At 38.9% G+C, this 18,799-nt stretch carries 16 protein-coding genes and 2 riboswitches; of the genes, 7 read left to right on the top strand and 9 right to left on the bottom strand.

Features of this window, described 5'->3' with window-relative positions; genetic code table 11:
- The first annotated feature begins 306 nt into the window (after positions 1-306).
- The 4 genes from pgsB to OXPF_RS02280 all read left to right on the top strand — a co-directional run bounded on the left by pgsB (position 307) and on the right by OXPF_RS02280 (position 3,067).
- Positions 307-1,494, top strand: a complete 1,188-nt coding sequence (pgsB, locus tag OXPF_RS02290) for a poly-gamma-glutamate synthase PgsB (RefSeq protein ID WP_054873592.1) — start codon at positions 307-309, stop codon at positions 1,492-1,494.
- A 24-nt stretch (positions 1,495-1,518) separates the two neighbouring features.
- On the top strand, positions 1,519-1,971 hold the full coding sequence (gene pgsC, locus OXPF_RS02285; protein WP_054873591.1) for a poly-gamma-glutamate biosynthesis protein PgsC: 453 nt from the start codon (positions 1,519-1,521) through the stop codon (positions 1,969-1,971).
- Positions 1,972-1,985: 14 nt separating this feature from the next.
- Positions 1,986-2,111 carry a hypothetical protein gene (locus OXPF_RS23270; RefSeq protein WP_278308334.1) on the top strand — a complete coding sequence of 42 codons (126 nt, stop codon included), beginning with the start codon at positions 1,986-1,988 and terminating at the stop codon, positions 2,109-2,111.
- 68 nt (positions 2,112-2,179) lie between these two features.
- Positions 2,180-3,067, top strand: a complete 888-nt coding sequence (locus OXPF_RS02280) for a poly-gamma-glutamate hydrolase family protein (RefSeq protein ID WP_054873590.1) — start codon at positions 2,180-2,182, stop codon at positions 3,065-3,067.
- A gap of 155 nt (positions 3,068-3,222) precedes the next feature.
- Here OXPF_RS02280 and OXPF_RS02275 read toward each other — a convergent pair whose 3' ends face one another.
- The 6 genes from OXPF_RS02275 to gcvH all read right to left on the bottom strand — a co-directional run bounded on the left by OXPF_RS02275 (position 3,223) and on the right by gcvH (position 11,403).
- Positions 3,223-3,921: a poly-gamma-glutamate hydrolase family protein gene (locus OXPF_RS02275; protein ID WP_054873589.1), complete on the bottom strand. Its 699-nt coding sequence runs from the start codon at positions 3,919-3,921 to the stop codon at positions 3,223-3,225.
- Between the two features lie 209 nt (positions 3,922-4,130).
- Positions 4,131-6,779: a glycine cleavage system aminomethyltransferase GcvT gene (gene gcvT / locus OXPF_RS02270; RefSeq protein ID WP_054873588.1), complete on the bottom strand. Its 2,649-nt coding sequence runs from the start codon at positions 6,777-6,779 to the stop codon at positions 4,131-4,133.
- A 17-nt stretch (positions 6,780-6,796) separates the two neighbouring features.
- Positions 6,797-8,203: a dihydrolipoyl dehydrogenase gene (lpdA, locus tag OXPF_RS02265; protein ID WP_054873587.1), complete on the bottom strand. Its 1,407-nt coding sequence runs from the start codon at positions 8,201-8,203 to the stop codon at positions 6,797-6,799.
- A gap of 6 nt (positions 8,204-8,209) precedes the next feature.
- On the bottom strand, positions 8,210-9,658 hold the full coding sequence (gene gcvPB / locus OXPF_RS02260) for an aminomethyl-transferring glycine dehydrogenase subunit GcvPB (RefSeq protein ID WP_054873586.1): 1,449 nt from the start codon (positions 9,656-9,658) through the stop codon (positions 8,210-8,212).
- Between the two features lies 1 nt (position 9,659).
- The gene (gcvPA, locus tag OXPF_RS02255; protein WP_054873585.1) at positions 9,660-11,018 is read right to left on the bottom strand and encodes an aminomethyl-transferring glycine dehydrogenase subunit GcvPA; all 1,359 of its coding nucleotides are present in this window, start codon (positions 11,016-11,018) and stop codon (positions 9,660-9,662) included.
- A gap of 1 nt (position 11,019) precedes the next feature.
- Complete coding sequence (gene gcvH, locus OXPF_RS02250) at positions 11,020-11,403, bottom strand: glycine cleavage system protein GcvH (RefSeq protein ID WP_054873584.1); 384 nt, start codon at positions 11,401-11,403, stop codon at positions 11,020-11,022.
- A 63-nt stretch (positions 11,404-11,466) separates the two neighbouring features.
- A riboswitch (glycine riboswitch) is annotated at positions 11,467-11,541 on the bottom strand.
- 3 nt (positions 11,542-11,544) lie between these two features.
- Positions 11,545-11,647: riboswitch (glycine riboswitch) on the bottom strand.
- Between the two features lie 142 nt (positions 11,648-11,789).
- On the opposite strand from gcvH, the gene lplA reads away from it, so the two are divergent.
- From lplA to OXPF_RS02235, 3 genes are all read left to right on the top strand, one after another.
- The gene (gene lplA, locus OXPF_RS02245; RefSeq protein WP_054873583.1) at positions 11,790-12,776 is read left to right on the top strand and encodes a lipoate--protein ligase; all 987 of its coding nucleotides are present in this window, start codon (positions 11,790-11,792) and stop codon (positions 12,774-12,776) included.
- A gap of 293 nt (positions 12,777-13,069) precedes the next feature.
- The gene (locus tag OXPF_RS02240) at positions 13,070-14,635 is read left to right on the top strand and encodes a methylenetetrahydrofolate reductase C-terminal domain-containing protein (RefSeq protein ID WP_054873582.1); all 1,566 of its coding nucleotides are present in this window, start codon (positions 13,070-13,072) and stop codon (positions 14,633-14,635) included.
- A gap of 178 nt (positions 14,636-14,813) precedes the next feature.
- The gene (locus tag OXPF_RS02235; protein WP_054873581.1) at positions 14,814-16,382 is read left to right on the top strand and encodes a methylenetetrahydrofolate reductase C-terminal domain-containing protein; all 1,569 of its coding nucleotides are present in this window, start codon (positions 14,814-14,816) and stop codon (positions 16,380-16,382) included.
- A 12-nt stretch (positions 16,383-16,394) separates the two neighbouring features.
- Here the strand turns inward: OXPF_RS02235 and OXPF_RS02230 are convergent, their stop codons facing one another.
- Genes OXPF_RS02230 through OXPF_RS02220 form a run of 3 tightly spaced genes read right to left on the bottom strand, consistent with a single transcriptional unit; the run spans position 16,395 to position 18,789 of the window.
- On the bottom strand, positions 16,395-17,087 hold the full coding sequence (locus OXPF_RS02230) for a heparan-alpha-glucosaminide N-acetyltransferase (protein ID WP_054873580.1): 693 nt from the start codon (positions 17,085-17,087) through the stop codon (positions 16,395-16,397).
- Between the two features lie 58 nt (positions 17,088-17,145).
- Positions 17,146-17,904, bottom strand: coding sequence for an exodeoxyribonuclease III (locus OXPF_RS02225; RefSeq protein WP_054873579.1), 759 nt, complete (start codon positions 17,902-17,904; stop codon positions 17,146-17,148).
- 18 nt (positions 17,905-17,922) lie between these two features.
- The gene (locus OXPF_RS02220) at positions 17,923-18,789 is read right to left on the bottom strand and encodes a DegV family protein (RefSeq protein WP_054873578.1); all 867 of its coding nucleotides are present in this window, start codon (positions 18,787-18,789) and stop codon (positions 17,923-17,925) included.
- Positions 18,790-18,799 lie beyond the last annotated feature (10 nt).

The raw sequence follows: 18,799 nt of genomic DNA, 5'->3' as shown, positions 1-18,799 counted from the left end.
ACACTCCCGATTTTCCTGACGACTTACCTTATTCACAAGACGAGCCACTTAAAGCTCGTCTTTTTTAATTGCTTTTCTATTTCATCGCTCAGCCTCTCTATTAGAATATCCTCGGTTTTTCTAAAATATATAATTTTGTAGCAATTGTTAATAAATCTGCAATAAATGTTAAAGAATTTGAAAATACTGGATAACAATATATAAATATAATTATTCCAGTGCCGCTGTTTCAAGTTGACGGTTAAGTTTGAAATATCAGGCATTTAAACTTTCGAATATGCCATAAGGCAAACAGGAGGGATAAATTTGTTTTTAGTAATTTTTTTGGTTGCCGGGGTGATATTGCTTGGAGTTGTTGAGCAGGTGAACCATAACAAAAACTTATCCAGCATAAATACCCGTGTTAATGTAAATGGGACAAGGGGTAAATCCACAGTTACAAGGTTGATAACCGGAATATTAAAAGAATCAGGAGTCAAAGTTGTGGGTAAAACCACAGGCACAAGTGCAAGAATACTATATTGGGATAAAGATGAGGAAAAGCCAATAGTAAGAGGCCCTTTAGGACCAAACATCATTGAGCAAAAATCAGTTGTCAGAGAAGCTGCAATGCTGGGGGCAGAAGCCTTTGTAACCGAATGTATGGCAGTTAATCCGGATTATCAAATTACTTTCCAGGAAAAATTGGTACAAGCTAATATCGGTGTAATTGTGAATGTAAGGGAAGACCATCTTGACTTATGTGGTCCTACATTAGATTTCATAGCTGAATCCTTTACAGCCACAATTCCCAAGAATGGATTTTTAATTATTTCAGACAGCGAATATAATGACTATTTTACAAAAATGGCAGAAAAGCGGAACTCTAAAACCATTATTGCAGATAACTCCAAAATCCCTGATGGCTATTTAGACAAATTCGGTTATGTAATTTTTCCTGAAAACGTCTCTATTGCTCTGGCTGTGGCTGAAGCATTGAATATCGACAGGGATGTTGCCCTAAGAGGTATGTTAAATGCCGAGCCGGATCCTGGCGCGTTAAAAATATATACCATAGGACAAAAGAATAAGGGCTATTTCGTCAATGGCTTTGCAGCAAATGATCCAAATTCTACCTTATTTATATGGAACCATATTAAAACTATGGGATATCCCACAGACAAAAATCTGATTCTTGTAAACTGCCGGCCTGACAGGGTTGACAGGACAATACAATTTGCAGAAGACGTATTGCCCAATATGGACATAGATATACTGGCAGTTATGGGCCAGAGCACTAAGCCAATAACTGAAGCCTTAAATAAGAAAAAAATAAGGGCAAAACGGTATATGAATTTAGAAGGATTGACTGCTATTGAAGTTTTTCGTGAAATAGAAAAATATTTTTCTGAACGTGTGGTATATGGAGTTGGAAACATACATGGCGGTGGCGATGAACTTGTTGATTTAATAACTGAAGACTCAATTGTTTTTTACAAATATAAAAGCGCTTAACAAACGCTTCAGGGGGTATGAGATTTGATTACAACAAATACATATACGGCAATAATCATAGGAATTATTCTAAGCCTGCTATTTACCGAGCTTACGGGAGTTCTGCCGGCAGGATTGGTAGTGCCGGGATATTTATCATTAACCATGGACAAGCCACAAACACTATTAATAATATTTCTGATAAGCCTGGTGACTTATTTAATAGTTACATACGGTATCGGAAAAATCACAATTTTGTATGGCAAAAGAAAAATTACAGCAATGATAGCCATAGCAATAATTATTAAATATATGCTCAGCTTTATAATTCCGGACGCATATATTGGTTTAATAGGGCTGGCGGCCATGGGTGCCGTTGTCCCAGGATTAATAGCGAATACAATTCAAAGGCAGGGATTTATTCCTACTATTGCAAGTACAAGCTTACTGACTGTTTTAACCTACGCAGCAACACTATCGGTAGGGTTTATTGGTTAAAGGAGGTGAGAAAAATGAAGGCTTTGACACTTAAGGAAAAATACTTATACTTTGTTAAAACCAGCAAGAAAAATACAAACCCTCAAGTCGTTGTTGCCTTTTCACTTGGCATAGCTTTTATGCTATTAAGGTTTACTTAGTAATTAAAAGAAAAATGTAATATGCAACCGGAAGTTTTTTACAACCCTTATGAATTGGAGGAATAAAAATGAAGAGAAAAACTTTTGTTGTTTTAACCGCTTGTTTGCTTTGCCTTACCTTACTTGGAGGTATTGCTTACGCTTCATTTTCACTGGGAATTTACCGTAATTTTGCAGACTTAAGTGAAAATGAAACAGTAGATGTCGACTATAGAATAACAAGCAATGACAAGAATAGCGGTACGACAATATTCACCGTACACGGCGGCGGTATTGCAAAAGGTACATCTGAACTGGCTGCTGCGCTGGCTGATAGAGGAGGATTTAATCTCTATCTGTTTGAGGGTATAAAACCAGCTGATAATCTAAACCTGCACATAACTTCAACACAATTTGATGAGCCAGCAGCCATAAACATGATCGAAAACTCAAATACAGCAGTCTCCTTCATTGGAACAAAAGAAGAAACTGCAATGCTAACATACGTTGGAGGCCAGAACCAGCTGCTGGCCAGATTAATAAAACTGCATCTGCAGGCAGCAGGCTTTAACGTTCAGGATGCCCCTTATATTCCAACGAATATAGCAGGAACTCTCAGCAGTAATATTGTTAACAAAAACAAGCTATTGTTTGACACATATAAACTGGGAGGAGTACAGATAGCAGTATCCAAAGGCATGAGAGATGCGCTTTTAAAGGATGACGCATACTTTCAATCATACGTCACAAACATAAATAATGCACTTAGCAGCAGCTGGCCTTTAGCGGTTGAAACTTTAAAGCCTCATCCCAACAATGCATCTCCGTCTTCTATGGCTAGGCAAAACGCCAATGAAAATGCTGCATTCAATAGATCCGATACTGATATAGATAAGACCATTAAAGAAGTTTTACAATACGACTTCAATTCACCGAAAGAATTAATAGACAAGCTTAAAGAAGAAACAAAAAAATAGCAGACCAAATTCTTAACTGTCACTATGCTAGGCATAAGGAAACCATATTTTTTCAGCAAGGTTACTGCTGAAGTTTAGTAGAAATCATCAAAAGCCACTTTCTTTTCCATAAGAAAGTGGCTTTTGATAGTAAAAATAGACTATAAATTCATAGTCTATTTTTGCAAGGTTTCCTGGTTATCAATAGTATTTAGAGCCTCTAATAAAGCATTTATATATCTATCAAATACTTCCCTTTGGCCATGGGGTTTTAGAAAGTGATCCCTTAAACCTGCCGATATTTCCAACTGGACTCCCTTATTTCTTGCATTGAGGTTAATGACATTTGACTTGTATATGCCGGCTAAATGCTGGGGAGGGTCCAAAACAGTAAATCCATGGGCTTTAAGAGAAACCCTGATTTTTTCGGCCAGCTCTTTATCCAGTCCGCCAATATAGGTAAATTCATCTTTGCCGGCACATCCATGTACAGATAATGTTGTATCTGATTTAGATATCATATCAAGGGCAGTTGGCTCATCAAAATTGTTGGAAGTAATGTGGAGAGACAGGTTACCCTCCTTTTTTATTCCTTCAAAAGAATAATAATTAAAATTGCCCTGGGAAGCCAATTCATAAGCTAATTCGCTGCTGCCCTTTTCTATATTGCCGCCATGGATTGCAATAACGGCAATATTTGAATTGGAATATGATCGGGTAATTTTATAATCCGTATCTAACTTTTCATTAAGGCTTAATTCCCTAAAATTATTGTATTTATCTGCAGCGGCAAATGAATTAACCCCTGATAAAATTGTCATAATCATAAGTGATAAACTAAAAGCTAGAATAAACCTTGCTGCGCCATTTTCCATATGTAAGCCTCCGTTCTAAAACTAATATTCAAGTAAACGAAATAAAACCAACTGTTAAAGCGGATAGAAACTATATGTATAATAGCATAGAACCATGAAATTTACAAAACTCCACCTTAGGATCTCATACTTTCCCAGACGTATCAGCCTTCTTTTATTGTTTATAATCTGCATGCCATTATTCCATTTCATGAAATAGAAAATCATTCTTATTTAAAAATTTTACTGCCTAGCTTATTTATACAGTTCTCAATTTCCCTGTCAGTAAAGCAATACTTCATATCTATATATGAGCTCCTTAATTTTTTAACCTCTTCTTTTACATCCTTATTCATTAAAATGACGTCGGCCATCAATTCTGCTAATTTATCAAATTCATTTTGTCCAAAGCCAAACCTGACCATTTCAGAAACACCAATCCTTAGCGCTCCTGAAGCTGTAAAGCCTTCTTCTTCAGGAGTTGCCTGATAGTTTACTATGATGTTGTTATCTTCCAGCCTTCTTGCTATCAAAGGACCTGTGCCATAGCCCACCCTCACAATAACCTGATGGGTTTCGGTAAAGGAAATCGAAGGATCTCCCGCTACATCAAGGCCGTCATTTTTCAAGGCTTTTGCAAAATACTTTGCATTGTCAACTATGTTTTTCTGATATTCATCTTTAAAATGATTCATTTCATAGGCCGCCATTAAAAGTCCCAGCATGGTTCCCAAATGATGATTGCTTACACTTCCGGGGAAAGCTCTGTTTTCTATGGTTTCCCACAGTTCCCACTTTAGTTCTTCTTCCCTGTAGTTTGCTGCAATAACGCCTCTTTGAGTTCCGAAAAAGGTCTTGTGGGTTGATCCGGTTACAATTTCAGCGCCCTCTTTAAAGGGATTCTGAAAGTAATCCCCTACTAACCCTAAAACATGTGCCATATCATACATTATAACGGTATTTATGTTTTGCTCATCTATGAACCTTCTTATTTCCGAAACAGGTTCCTTGTGCAAAATCATGCTCTTGCCGAAGATTATGAGCTCCGGTTTGTATCTGTCAATAAGCTTTTTAGTTTCTCCGGCATCTATTTTAAAGGTATTGTCCTTTAAAACCGGGAAATTGACTATAGCTGCCTTTTCGGTAACAGGGTCTATGGCAATATAGTCATGCAACGCACCCATGGGCTGGGCGCTCAAATGCCCTCCCCTTATTATATGGTTGTTCATCACATAGCCCAGCCTTTTTGCATCGCGCTTTCTGTTGGCACGGTTTTTAAAATCCATCAAGGCACTGAAAACCGCTGTATTTGCCATCTGTCCGCTTATTAGCCTGCTTTCCACAAGGGAACAATTGAAATATTTCTTAAGCTCATATGCCAGTAAATGTTCCACCTCATCTATGAAGTTTGTACCCTGATAGTAGAATATATCATAATCATAAAAGGACTTGGTCTTTTTATGCTCGGCATATCGGAAGGACGGATCCGTTACGGATAACAACCTGACGGCATTGGAATGGGTTTGCTCCGAAGGTATTAAATTAATACATTCCTCCTGCCTCCATAAATGGTTATTAAGGCTTTTTTCAATTAAATTAAGAGTTTTAGTTTTATAATCTCCTGAAGTGTCACTTGTATATTCTTCAGTAACACCATAAAGTATGGGACGGGCAAAGGGAGGTGCATCTCCTCTTAAATGATAAGGCACAATCACTGCCTTTGATTTATTGCTACGGATTTCTACCTCTATTTCATCATCAATCAATATATCGCTGTTTACAAGGGCTAAACCTATTGACCTCATGGCCTTTTCCTCTTTTATTTTAGTGCTTAGGCCCTGGCCTTCGGTTTTAAGATAAGGAATCATGGTGCCGCTGGTAACGTAACCGGCTTCACTTCCCTCCTTGAAAATCTTAAATCCAGCCCTTGCAATTCCTTTGTCAATTAAAGCAAAGGGTTTAACTATTTTAGGCAAGTCTTTTATATCCGAAAAATCTCTTTTTAATATTTTTTGAAAGGCTTCAAATTGTTTTAATAAAGCCTCTCTTCCTATATAATTGCCTTTAACATTTGCAAAGCTTACGGCAAATTTAGCCAGGGGGCAGGAAAAGATTGGTATCTCAATTCCTTCAACATCCAGTCCTAGCTCATGACCATATAGTGGCAATCCTGCTTCCAGCCTCAAGGTATCCCTTGCGCCTAAACCTGCCGGCATGGCCCCCTTTTCCATTAAAAGCTTCCACATTGGAACGGCATCATCTGACTTTACAAAGAGCTCGAAACCTATGGGTTCTCCCGTATATCCGGTTTTGGCAACTAATACTTCTTTGCCGTCAAGCTCTAATATATTGAGAGCATTTTTTACAGGCTCTGTAAGGTAAGGGTCATTGGATATGCCAATTATTATATCCTTCGATAAAGGCCCTTGAACTGAAATCATAGCAATGCTGTTTGATTCATCGGTCATTTGACAATCAAATTTTTTAATTTCTTCCGTTAAATGAGCCCAGTCCTTTTGCGCATTTGATGCGTTGACAACAAGCAGAAATTCATCCTCATAAAAGCGGTAAAGATAAGCATCATCTAATGCCCCACCCTTTTCATTGGGAATCATTGTGTATTGGGATTGCAATAAATCCAGTGCTAATACATTGTTTGTCAGAACATGCTGAAGGTATGGCACCGCCTCCCTGCCCACAATTTTAAATCTCCCCATGTGAGATATGTCAAAAAGTCCGGCTTTTTTTCTTGTATATAAATGCTCTTCCACAATTCCGGCAGGATAATTTACCGGCATATCCCATCCACCGAAGTCTACCATGGAAGCTTTAAGAGACAAATGTTCTTCATAAAGTACTGTTCTTTTTAAAGTATTCATAATCCCGGCCTTCCTCCTTATAAATTCTTTTTTACCGGTACCGAGTGAATAGATACACCTTTAATTCCCATGACGGCTTCCAAAAAAGTCTCTCCTAATGTCGGATGAGGGTGCACTATACCCATGATATCCTCTGCTTTTAGCTTCATACCAATGGCAAGGATACCTTCATTTATCAAATCCGATGCATGGGGTCCCATAATATGCACGCCTAAGAGCACATCCATATCATCGCAAATTACCTTTATAAAGCCCTCTCCTTCGCCTAATATCAAGGCCTTTCCGTTAGCGCCGAACATGAACCTGCTTGTTTTATATACAATTCCCTTTGATTTAGCTTCATCTTCCGTCATGCCTGCATAGGCTATTTCGGGAAAAGTAAAGACACAAGCCGGGACCACATTATTTTCATTAGGCTTTAAACCGGCGATATGCTCAACAGCAGCAATCCCCTGATGAGCTGCGGCATGGGCCAGCATTATACCGCCTGTCACATCGCCTATGGCATATATATGAGGAACATTCGTGACGCCAAAACTGTTCGTAAATATGCCCTTTTTATGGTATTCAACTTTAGCATTATCAAGTTTCAAGGCTTCAAGATCAGGCTGGCGTCCAGTTGACAGCAAAACATAATCTGCTTCTATATTGACTTCACCTTTTTTTGTTGAAACCAAAAGTTCCAACTTATGTTTTTTCTCTATTTTCAGCACCCTGGAGCCTGTCAATATTTCAATGCCCTTTTTCTTATATATAGGCATAAGCCTCTTTACCATATCGCTGTCCAATTGTGCCAATATATTCGGCAAAAATTCAACTACCGTGACCTTGCTTCCTAAGGCATTGAATATGGCGCCAAACTCCATTCCAATTACACCTCCGCCAATAATTGCGAGGCTTTCAGGGATATGGTCAATTGATAAAAGTGAACTGCTGTCTAATACCCCCGGAAGGTCGGCATCCTCAATTGGAGGTCTAGATGCTTTTGAACCTGTGGCAATTATTATTCTGTCTGCAGAAATCCGATTTTTTTCTGGGCTTTCACCCTTTATTAGCACTCTGTTTTTATCGACAAATTCCGCCTCACCATTTATAATGGTGATATTATTAGCTTCAATGAGCTTTAGAATTCCCTCCTTAAGCTTTTGGGTAATACCTGTTTTTCTTTGCTGTACCAGCTCCCAGTTTATAGATATATGATGGCTTAAAATACCGAATTCTTCACTTTTCTTAACTGAATTATAGACTTCTGCACTCTTATATAAAGCTTTTGTCGGGATACATCCCGTATTTAAGCAGGTACCTCCTATATTTTGTTTTTCTACCAAGCATACCTTAAAGCCTAATTGGGCTCCTCTTATGGCGGCTGTATATCCTCCCGGGCCTCCACCTATAACCATTAAATTATAATCATGCTTTTCCATAATTTTTTAAGGCTGCCATTTAAGCACCGGCGTTCTTGCTGCCTTAACCTCATCCAGCCTTCTTACTCCTCTCGTTATAGGTGCTTCCTTAAGCTTTTCCGGCTCATTCTTTGCCTCACCTGCAATTTGTATCATGGCATCGATAAATGCATCAAGAGTTTCTATGCTTTCAGTTTCTGTAGGCTCAATCATCATGGCATTTTCAACTATGAGAGGAAAATAAATTGTAGGAGGATGATAGCCTAAGTCCAACAACCTCTTAGCCACATCAAGAGTTGCTACTCCAGGAGCATTTTTTCCGAGGCCGGCTAAAACAAATTCATGCATGCATATACGGTCATAAGGAAGTTCATAGTATTTCTTTAGCTTTTCCCTCAGATAATTTGCATTCAATACTGCAACACAGGAAGCTTCTTTTAAACCGTTAGCTCCCATGGTCAGAATGTAGCAGTAAGCTCTTAAGAGTATTCCAAAGCTTCCGTAAAAGCTCCTTATCTTTCCTATAGATAAGGGGCTGTCAATCTTTAAGTAATAATTGTCCTCCTGTTTTTCCACCATAGGATAGGGCAAAAAGCCCACGAGCCCTTTTGCTACTCCTACAGGCCCTGCACCCGGACCGCCGCCGCCATGGGGAGTGGAAAAGGTTTTATGCAGATTAAGGTGTATTACATCAAAGCCCATGTCCCCCGGCCGTGTTATACCCATGATGGCATTCATGTTGGCGCCGTCATAGTATAAAAGACCTCCGGCCTGGTGTGTAAGCCTTGCGATTTCTTCGATATTGGTTTCAAATAATCCAAGAGTATTTGGGTTTGTAAGCATAAGGCCTGCTACTTCATCATTTAACGCTGCTTTTAAGGCTTCTATGTCTACGGTGCCGTCAGGTGCCGATTTTATCTCAACGACCTCAAATCCTGCCTGTGCCGCACTGGCAGGATTAGTGCCGTGGGAGGAATCGGGTACTATAACTTTTTTACGTTTAAAATCCTTGCGGCTTTCATGATATGCCTTGAAAATCATAAGACCCGCCAGCTCGCCATGGGCTCCTGCTGCCGGCTGAAGGCTGAATTTTGCCATACCGGTTATTTCAGAGAGCATACAAGATAGCTCATACATGAGCTCCAAAGCCCCTTGAACTGTTTCTTTAGGCTGATAAGGATGTAAGTCTGCAAAGCCCTTTAATCTTGCCATATCTTCATTAATCTTGGGGTTGTATTTCATGGTGCAGGAGCCTAAGGGATAAAATCCTCCGTCCAAACCGTAATTTTTCATGGAAAGCTGAGTATAATGCCTTACAACCTCAGGTTCACTTACCTCAGGCAGAATAAGTTCATCCTTTCTCCTTAAATTCTCCGGTATGGCATCATCATAGTCTTCCTTTTCTTCCCAGGCCGGAATATTATATGCAGCCCTGTCAATAGAGGAGAGTTCAAAAATCAATTTATCGTAACCCAATTTATTTACCCTCCTTATAGAGTATTGAAACAAGCTTATCTATCTCATCCTTTGTACGCTTTTCAGTCACACAAATTAATAGTCCGCTTTTGCCTTTATATTCATTCCCAAGTTCTTTTTCACCCAGAACATACCCGCCCAATATTCCTTCTTTTAAAAGCCTCTCGTTAACAGCAATCGGATCCTTGTTTAAGGAAACAGCAAATTCATTGAAGAAGGGCTTTTCAAATATAAGATTAAATCCTGCCGCCTTAAGCTTGCCGTGAAGATAGTGAGCTTTTTTCATGCTCTGCTGTGCTGCTTCTTTAAAACCGCATTTGCCCATATAAGAAAGATAGATTGTAGCACAAAGGGCATTTAAAGACTGGTTTGAACAAATATTCGATGTTGCCTTCTCCCTTCTTATATGCTGCTCTCTTGCCTGAAGCGTCAATACAAATGCCCTTTTCCCTTCAATATCCGTAGTCTGGCCTACAATCCTTCCCGGAAGCTTTCTCATTAGCTTGGAAGTTGTAGCCATAAACCCAAGGTAAGGCCCTCCAAAGCTTAAATTAACTCCGAAGGACTGGCCTTCCCCCACAACGATATCTGCCTTTATTTCTCCCGGGCTTTTAATTAAGCTTAAAGATAAAGGATTGGAAACATTCACAATCATAAGGGATTTGTTATTATGGATGGGCTGCTCTATAGCCTCAAAATCCTCGATTATTCCAAAGAAGTTGGGGTTCTGAAGAACCACTGCCGCAGTGTCAGCCGATAATAAGGAATTCAGCTTTTCTTTATCTGTCACCCCATATTTGCTGTCAATTTCTAAAAGTTCCATTCCGTTGAAGCGCACATAGGAGGAGAGAACTTCCCTTACCTCAGGATGCACTGTCTTAGATACTAAAACCTGTCTTCTCTTGGATGCATCTGCTGCCATCAATGCTGCTTCACCGCAGGCCGATGCTCCGTCATACATGGAAGCATTTGCCACCTCCATCCCCGTAAGGTTGGCAATCATGGTCTGGAATTCAAAGATGGCCTGAAGGGTTCCCTGGCTTATCTCAGGCTGATAAGGCGTGTAAGCTGTGTAAAATTCCGAACGGGAGATTAAATGATCAATAACGGATGGGATATACCTGTCATAAGCACCGGCGCCTAAAAAGCATGTCAATTCTTCCGTACCCCTATTCTTGTAGGCCAATGCCTTCATATGGCTCAGCAGCTCAAGCTCTGATATACCGCTATTGAGATTCAAATGGCCTTTTAAGCGGATACTCTCAGGAATGGCATTAAATAAGTCCTCTGTGGATTTAAGATTTAAGGTGTCAAGCATCCTTTGGCGGTCATTTGGGGTATTTGGTATAAACCTACTCATTTTATTCCTCCCGGTTGCAGAATTCCTCATATGCAGCTGCATCCATCAAATTTTCAAGCTCGGACAGGTCCCTTATATCAAATGAAATCATCCAGTTTTCAAAGGCGTCCTGATTAACCAGAGAAGGGTCATCAACTACTGCGTCGTTTGCTTCAGTAATTGTACCGGATACAGGCATAAATATATCCGATGCAGCTTTTACAGATTCGACAGCACCAAATGCCTCATCCTGCTTTAGATCTGTTCCTGTTTCTGGCAATTCCACATATACGATATCTCCCAATTCATGCTGGGCATAATCTGTTATACCGGCATATGCCTTTGTTGCCGATACCTTTAACCATTCATGATTCTTAGTGTAATACAAGCCTTCAATAATCTTCATTTTTATTACTCCTTTCCAATATTTTTATAAATAAAAAAGAATGCAAAGCTAAAGCCTTACATTCTCTGTTTCCTTTACCTGAGAGTGTCGCCAAACTTCATGGCTTCCTCCTTCGGTGCCCATATGGTCTTTTCAGAGCCCCATCAGACAACGATACTTTTGCCTGAAAGTTTCTGCAGGTATCCCGGCAGATACCGCATTTCTTCTTCGGCCATCATAAATTGATGTCTCCCATTGCCTTCATCTGGCATTATTTTCTTTTTCTAATCATAGCACCCTGTTAAAACCCTTGTCAATGGATTTTGAATAACCCAAAATATTAAAGCTATTGTTGCCCAAATAAATTTTTGCTATTCTATAATAAAATGTATACAAGGGGTGATATTTTGCTTTACATCTACAACGATTCCATCAACCCATATTTTAATCTGGCCTGCGAAGAATACGTACTTAAGAATTTTGAAGATGATTGCTTTATGTTGTGGAGAAACGGTCCCAGTATAATAATAGGCAAGAATCAAAATACATTATCTGAAATAAATCTTGAATACGTCAGAAACAACAACATACCTGTTGTCAGAAGGCTGTCAGGCGGAGGTGCTGTTTTTCATGATTTGGGAAACTTAAACTTCACATTTACCTCCGGCAGCAAAGATAAAAATTTTAATGACTTTAAAAAATTCACCCTTCCTATAATAGAAGTTTTAAATAACCTTTCCGTAAATGCTGAATTTTCCGGAAGAAACGATATTACAATTGAAGGTAAAAAAATATCCGGCAATGCCCAATACAGCATAGGAAATAGAATGCTTCATCATGGAACCCTTTTATTTGCTTCTCAAATTGCAGATATTTCAGCTGCTCTTAAAGTAAAGGAGGCAAAATTTGAAGGAAAAAGCGTAAAATCTGTTTCAAGCCGTGTAACTAATATAAGCAGCCATTTAAAGACACCTCTGGATATTATGAAATTTACACAATTGATAATGGAACATGTGAAAAACACGGACAATGAAGGTACAATATATGATTTAACAAATGAAGACATTTCAAACATACAGAAGCTTGCCGACGAAAAATATTCTACCTGGGAATGGAATTTCGGAGGCTCTCCCAAATACACATTCCACAATGAGAAGAAGCTTCCCGGCGGCCTTGTAGAAGCCTATTTGGATGTTAAAGGCGGCATTATTACTTCAGCTAAAATATATGGGGATTTTTTCGGCATGGAGGATATTTCGGCATTGGAAGGAGTTCTTTTAGGCATAAAGCATGATGAAGGACAATTAGCGAAGGCATTATCTTCAATTGATATTACAAAGTTCATATCTGGTATAAGTGTTGATGATCTGGTTTTCGTCCTTTGGGGGATATAAGCCTAGGGGGAACCTGTACCCCGCGTCCTTTATTGACCTGCCTTTTATGGTACTTTGTGTAAGTAGTTGATTTTATATTAAATTTAATTATATAATTAATGGGGTGTTAAAGCTATACTTATTATATTATGGTACAGATATAATTTGTATATTTTTTTGCACTATTTTGTCATGTATAGTTCAAATACTTTATAAATTTTTAAATATAAAGTAAGATAAAATATAGACAAACTATATATGTTCATATCAATTATATGTTCGTATTAAAATATAAGAAAAGGGTGAGGCGCGCCATGGAAACAAAAATTAATAAGTTTAAAGAATCCCTTTTAGACAAGGATACTTTATCTGTAACATGGGAGCTTGTTCCTGGAAGAGGAGCTCATGAAAAGGCTCAGGAAGAAGCAATCGAATATGCTGAACAGGCAGCAAAAGGCGGCAGAGTGCATGCTCTTACATTGACCGACATGCCCGGCGGTAATCCCGCAATCGCAGCCGAAAGCCTGGCAGCAGAAATTGTCAAATTAGGGATTGAACCTTTGGTTCATTTTACCTGTAAGGACAAAAACAGAAACCAGATTGAAGGTCTGCTTTATGCCCTTGACCGTGCGGAAGCAAGAAACCTTCTTATTATGACCGGTGACTATGTATATACCGGTTACACAGGAAGGCCAAAGCCTGTATTCGACCTTGATCCTATGCATGTTTTATCATTAGTTAATGAAATGAACGACGGTTTGGAATACAAAGGCATGAGGGGTACTATCAAGCATAAACCCAGCGATTTCTTTGCAGGAGCTGTTAGTTCACCGTTTAAAAAGACAGAAGCTGAGCAGATGGCACAATACTACAAATTAAAAATGAAAGTTGCTTCCGGTGCTCAGTTCATAATAAGCCAGATTGGTTTTGATGCAAGAAAAATTCATGAACTTATTCATTTTATTAAATCCAACGGCTGGGATATACCTGTAGTTGGCAATATTTATGTGCTGTCTTACGGCACAGCCAAGCTTATGAATAATAACAAAATTCCGGGCTGCGTAGTAACAGACAAAATGTTAAAAGAATTAGAAGAAGAAAGCAAAGCACCGGATAAGGGTAAAGCTGCAAGAATGTTAAGAGCTGCAAAAATGTATGCCCTGTTTAAAGGTATAGGATACGCCGGAGTTCAAATCGGCGGCCATGGAATAAAATATGAAGATGTTGAATACATCATCGACAAAGGTGAAGAGCTCAGCAAAGATTGGATGAGCCTTATACCCGAATTTAATTATCCTATTCCTGACGGTTTCTACTACTATGAGAAAGATGAAAAGACCGGCTTAAATATAGACAAGTTTACCGAGAGAAAAGGAAGGCCATTGGATACAAAAGTAGAACTTGTTTATCCATTGTCTACCTTTACTCACGCATTGATGCTTGAGCCCGGAACCCCATTATGGGGCCCAATGAAATTTGTCTGTAAAAATATAGAGGGAACCAAGCTGGAAAAAGCATTCCACTTCGTGGAGCACATGGCAAAAACTGCTCTTTATGATTGTAAAGACTGCGGAGACTGTGCACTTCCTGACGTAGGTTATGTTTGTCCTATGTCACAATGCCCCAAGAACCAGAGAAACGGAGCTTGCGGCGGAAGCTATGACGGATGGTGCGAGGTATATCCCGGAAAGAAAAAATGCGCTTATGTACGTGCTTACTCAAGACTTAAGAAAAAAGGCCACGAACACGAGCTGGATCACGATGTAAATACACCGTTAAATTATGATACTTACCAGCACTCTTCATGGATTAACATGTATCTTGGAAGAGATCATAACGCTGCTAAGTACGGTGTTGAAAGAATAGAAAAGAAAAAATAATAATCTTTATAATAAAATATCCCGGATTTAATCCGGGATATTTTATTATAAAGTAACAAGGTTTTCTGGACCTGCTAACAATTTTTGATTTTAGCGGGTTCAGGAGCTCTTATTCTGCATAATTAATGAAAATTATAGAATGCTAAAAACAGATAGATTAATTTAAAAGGATGATTATATGGACTCAGACATAAATAAATTTAAAGAATCTCTTTTTGATAAAAGTAAAATGTCTGTTACCTGGGAGCTGGTTCCCGGAAGAGGAGCAAATGAAAAGACCCAGGAAGCTGTAATTGAAAATGCAAAATTAGCGGCCAAAGGCCAAAGAATTCATGCCTTAACCTTAACGGATAACCCGGGAGGGGTGCCTGCAATCACACCCGAAGGCTTAGCCTCTGAAGTAATAAAGCTCGGTATAGAACCTTTGGTTCATTTTACCTGCAAGGACAAGAACAGAAATGAATTGGAAGGCCTTTTGTATTCGCTGGACCGCACAAAGGTCAGGAACATACTTGTTATGACCGGTGATTATGTATATGCAGGATTCCTCGGCAGGCCAAAGCCGGTATTTGATTTAGAGCCCATGCATGTTCTGATGCTTTTAGAAGAGATGAATAAAGGCTTAGAATACAAAGGGATAAGAGGAATCATAAAACATAACCCAAGCGATTTCTTCGCAGGTGCCGTATGTTCCCCCTTCAAGCAGACCGAGGCAGAAACCATGGTTCAGTATTATAAGCTCAAAATGAAAATCAGCTCCGGTGCCAAATATATTGTCAGCCAGATTGGCTACGATGCGAGAAAAATCCATGAATTGCTTCTTTTTATTAACAGCCTTAATTTGAATATTCCTGTTATAGGCAATATTTATGTGCTGTCTCACGGCACAGCCAAGCTTATGAATAAAAACAGAATTCCCGGTGTCATCGTAACAGATAAATTGCTGTCGGAAATTGAAAATGAAAGCTATTCACCTGATAAAGGAGCAGAAGCAAAGCTTTTAAGGTGTGCAAAGCTTTATGCTATTATGAAGGGAATGGGATATGCCGGGGTACATATAGGCGGCCATGGCATAAGATATGAGGATGTTGAGTATATCATAGACAAAGGAGAGGAATTGTCAGGTACATGGATGGACTTTTTACCTCAATTTGACTACCCCATACGGGACGGGTTTTATTATTTCGAAAAAGATGAAAAGACGGGCCTTAATAGGGACGCAGTTTCTGAAAGAAGAGAAAGGCCATTGGACACCAAAGTGGAATTGGTTTACCCCATGTCAAAAATAGTTCACAGCCTTATGCTGGAGCCGGGTACTCCTTTGTGGAAGCCCATGAGGGCTATATGCAAGGCCATTGAAGACACTCCATTGGAAGAGCCTTTTCATTTTGTTGAACATATTTCAAAAACCGTACTTTATCATTGCAAGGATTGCGGCGACTGCGCTCTTCCGGACGTGGCATATGTCTGCCCCATGTCCCAATGCCCGAAGCAAATAAGAAACGGTATTTGCGGAGGAAGCTACCTCGGCTGGTGTGAGGTATATCCTTTTAAGAAAAAATGCGAATGGGTAAGAGCTTATGCCCGGCTAAAAAACAGCGGCAAAACCCGGGAGCTGGACCATGATGTGATACCGCCCTGTAATTATCATTTGACTCAGACTTCATCCTGGATAAATCTATATTTGGGAAGAGATCATAATGCTAAAAAATACGGTGTTGAGCCTGTTCATAAAAAAATACACTGATTTTATTTAGGCTTACTTTTTCATCACTACATTTAGTATAAATAAAATAACAGGCTGGTGCAAAAGATACACAATCAACGAATGCCTCCCTAAGAAGTTGATGGGGTTATCGGGTATGGTGAAATTAAATATGCTCCTCTTTTCCTTATATAAGAATTTTCCTATGGCAATACCGTATAAAAATATGCCGAACCAGGGGAATATGGGGTAGTAATCCGACGAAAAAAAGCTTGATGATATAAGCCCAATAGGAAAAAGATATGGAGATACTACAGTCATGTTTGAAAAAATATTGCCTATTACTATAATCACCGTCCCTGTTATAAGCAGCAAATACTTATTTAAATCCTTGAAAATACCATAAAGCATCATGCTTATACCAAAATAATGAAGTATACCGAATTTTATAATAAGACGGGGGTCGAAAATATATGTTGCCAGAGTTATAAACATGGCTATTGAAAATATTTTTAACCCTCTTTTAAAATTATTGCGGCTAAATGAGCTGCTTATACCTGATATAAGCATAAATAATATTGCCGAAAACTTGCCTTCATAATAGAAAAAGCCTTTTGCATAATCTATTGGTATATTATATAAATCCCTAAGGTCAAAGACTATATGAAATATTATCATGCATATTAATGCTATTCCCCTTAAAAAATCTATTTCCCATGCCCTTATTTTAAAATTTGCTTTTTCCATAAAAAACTCCCCTTAAAAAATTACGGATGCAATTTTGTGCAATCCGTAACTTTCACAACTATATTTCAATAAATATGGGACAGTGGTCTGACCCCTGTATATCATTTAGCATATCGCAGCTTTTAATCCTCGAATAGAAGTCCTGGTTTACAAAGAAATAATCAATTCTCCAACCTATATTTCTTGCCCGGGCGCTGAATCTGTAGCTCCACCAGGAGTACTTGACTGTATCAGGATACATTGTCCTGTAAACATCCACATATCCATGAGAAATAAGCTTGTCAATCCACTGGCGTTCAATAGGTAAAAAACCTGAATAATTTTCATTGGATTTTGGATTTTTCAAGTCAACTTCTCTGTGTGCCGTGTTATAGTCTCCGCAGATTATCACATTCTTTCCTGCGTCCCTTAAGCTGTCAAAATATTTTAGAGCCTCATCATAAAACTCCAATTTGTAATTAAGTCTGTCCTCTCCCATTTGGCCGTTGGGAAAATATATGTTAAAAAGGGTAAAATCCTCGAATTCAGTGATTATTATTCTTCCTTCATTATTGAATTTCTCTGTTTCAAAGCCATATTTTACTGATAAAGACTTCATTTTAGAGAAGGTTGCCACTCCGCTGTATCCCTTCTTTTCGGCTGCATTCCAAAATATCTCATAGCCTTCATCCCTGATTGCACTTAAATCAATCTGGTCCTCTGCTGCTTTGGTTTCCTGCAGGCATAATATGTCAGGCTTTTCGCTATTCACCCATTCCACGAAGCCTTTTCCCATAATGGCCCTTATTCCGTTAACATTCCATGAATATATTTTCATTATGTATCCCCTTTACTTCTATCTCTTATCTCCCATAAAGAACGCTGTCAATGTTCCCGGACCTGAATGAGAGCCTACAACGGGTCCTACATAATTTATCACTACATCCTTTACCTTTACTTCTTCAAGTACCAGTCTTTTTAAATATTCAGCTTCTTCAAGGCAGTCTCCGTGATTTATGAAAATAACCTGTTCCTCCGGGCTCACTATCATTTCCTTCAGCTTATCTGCCAAAGCCTTTATGGATTTTTTCCTTCCTTTTACCTTCGTTATGGGGATGAGCTTTCCTTCATCATTAACCTGAAGAATAGGCTTTATATCCAATATGGTGCCTACAAAAGCAGCAGTGCTTGATACCCTTCCTCCCCTTTTTAAATGATTTAAATCTTCAACGGTGAACCAATGAATGACCTTAAGCTTGTTCTTTTCTGCCCAGTCTGCAATTTCATCCTTTGAATGGCCTTTTTTCAGCATTTCAACGGCGTGATATACAAGAAGGCCTTCTCCGCCTGATGCACACAAGCTGTCTACTACTGTTATATCCGCACCAGGAATTTCCTCCATAACTGTTTCCCTGGCTATCTTGGCACTATTAACGCTTCCGCTCAATGCAGATGAAAAGCCTATGTACAATACTGATTTACTTTCATTGACATATTTTTTAAATATCTCAACAAAAGTAAATACATTAATCTGAGATGTGGAGGACATCTCACCTGCCCTAAGATTATCATAAAATTCTTTATAGCTTAATGTCTTGCCGAAATCATCTATATGCTCCTGACCTTTAAAATTGTATGCCATTCCTATGACGTGAATGTTGTTTTCTTCTACATAGCTTAATGGAAGGTCGCTGCAGGAATCTGTCAATATTACTGTCTGCATTTGAATCACA

Origin of the sequence: Oxobacter pfennigii (assembly GCF_001317355.1) — a bacterium.
Taxonomy (GTDB): Bacteria; Bacillota; Clostridia; order Clostridiales; family Oxobacteraceae; genus Oxobacter; species Oxobacter pfennigii.
Note: the sequence above shows the minus strand (reverse complement) of the source record. Positions and strands in the feature narration are given on the sequence as shown.

Coding starts and splice junctions, on each gene's coding strand:
- lpdA (WP_054873587.1), bottom strand. CDS start 8,203: ATGGAAAAGCATGATTATAATTTAATGGTTATAGGTGGAGGCCCGGGA.
- OXPF_RS02240 (WP_054873582.1), top strand. CDS start 13,070: ATGGAAACAAAAATTAATAAGTTTAAAGAATCCCTTTTAGACAAGGAT.
- OXPF_RS02275 (WP_054873589.1), bottom strand. CDS start 3,921: ATGGAAAATGGCGCAGCAAGGTTTATTCTAGCTTTTAGTTTATCACTT.
- OXPF_RS23270 (WP_278308334.1), top strand. CDS start 1,986: ATGAAGGCTTTGACACTTAAGGAAAAATACTTATACTTTGTTAAAACC.
- OXPF_RS02230 (WP_054873580.1), bottom strand. CDS start 17,087: ATGGAAAAAGCAAATTTTAAAATAAGGGCATGGGAAATAGATTTTTTA.
- OXPF_RS02280 (WP_054873590.1), top strand. CDS start 2,180: ATGAAGAGAAAAACTTTTGTTGTTTTAACCGCTTGTTTGCTTTGCCTT.
- gcvT (WP_054873588.1), bottom strand. CDS start 6,779: ATGAATACTTTAAAAAGAACAGTACTTTATGAAGAACATTTGTCTCTT.
- OXPF_RS02225 (WP_054873579.1), bottom strand. CDS start 17,904: ATGAAAATATATTCATGGAATGTTAACGGAATAAGGGCCATTATGGGA.
- OXPF_RS02220 (WP_054873578.1), bottom strand. CDS start 18,789: ATGCAGACAGTAATATTGACAGATTCCTGCAGCGACCTTCCATTAAGC.
- OXPF_RS02235 (WP_054873581.1), top strand. CDS start 14,814: ATGGACTCAGACATAAATAAATTTAAAGAATCTCTTTTTGATAAAAGT.
- gcvH (WP_054873584.1), bottom strand. CDS start 11,403: ATGAAGATTATTGAAGGCTTGTATTACACTAAGAATCATGAATGGTTA.
- gcvPA (WP_054873585.1), bottom strand. CDS start 11,018: ATGAGTAGGTTTATACCAAATACCCCAAATGACCGCCAAAGGATGCTT.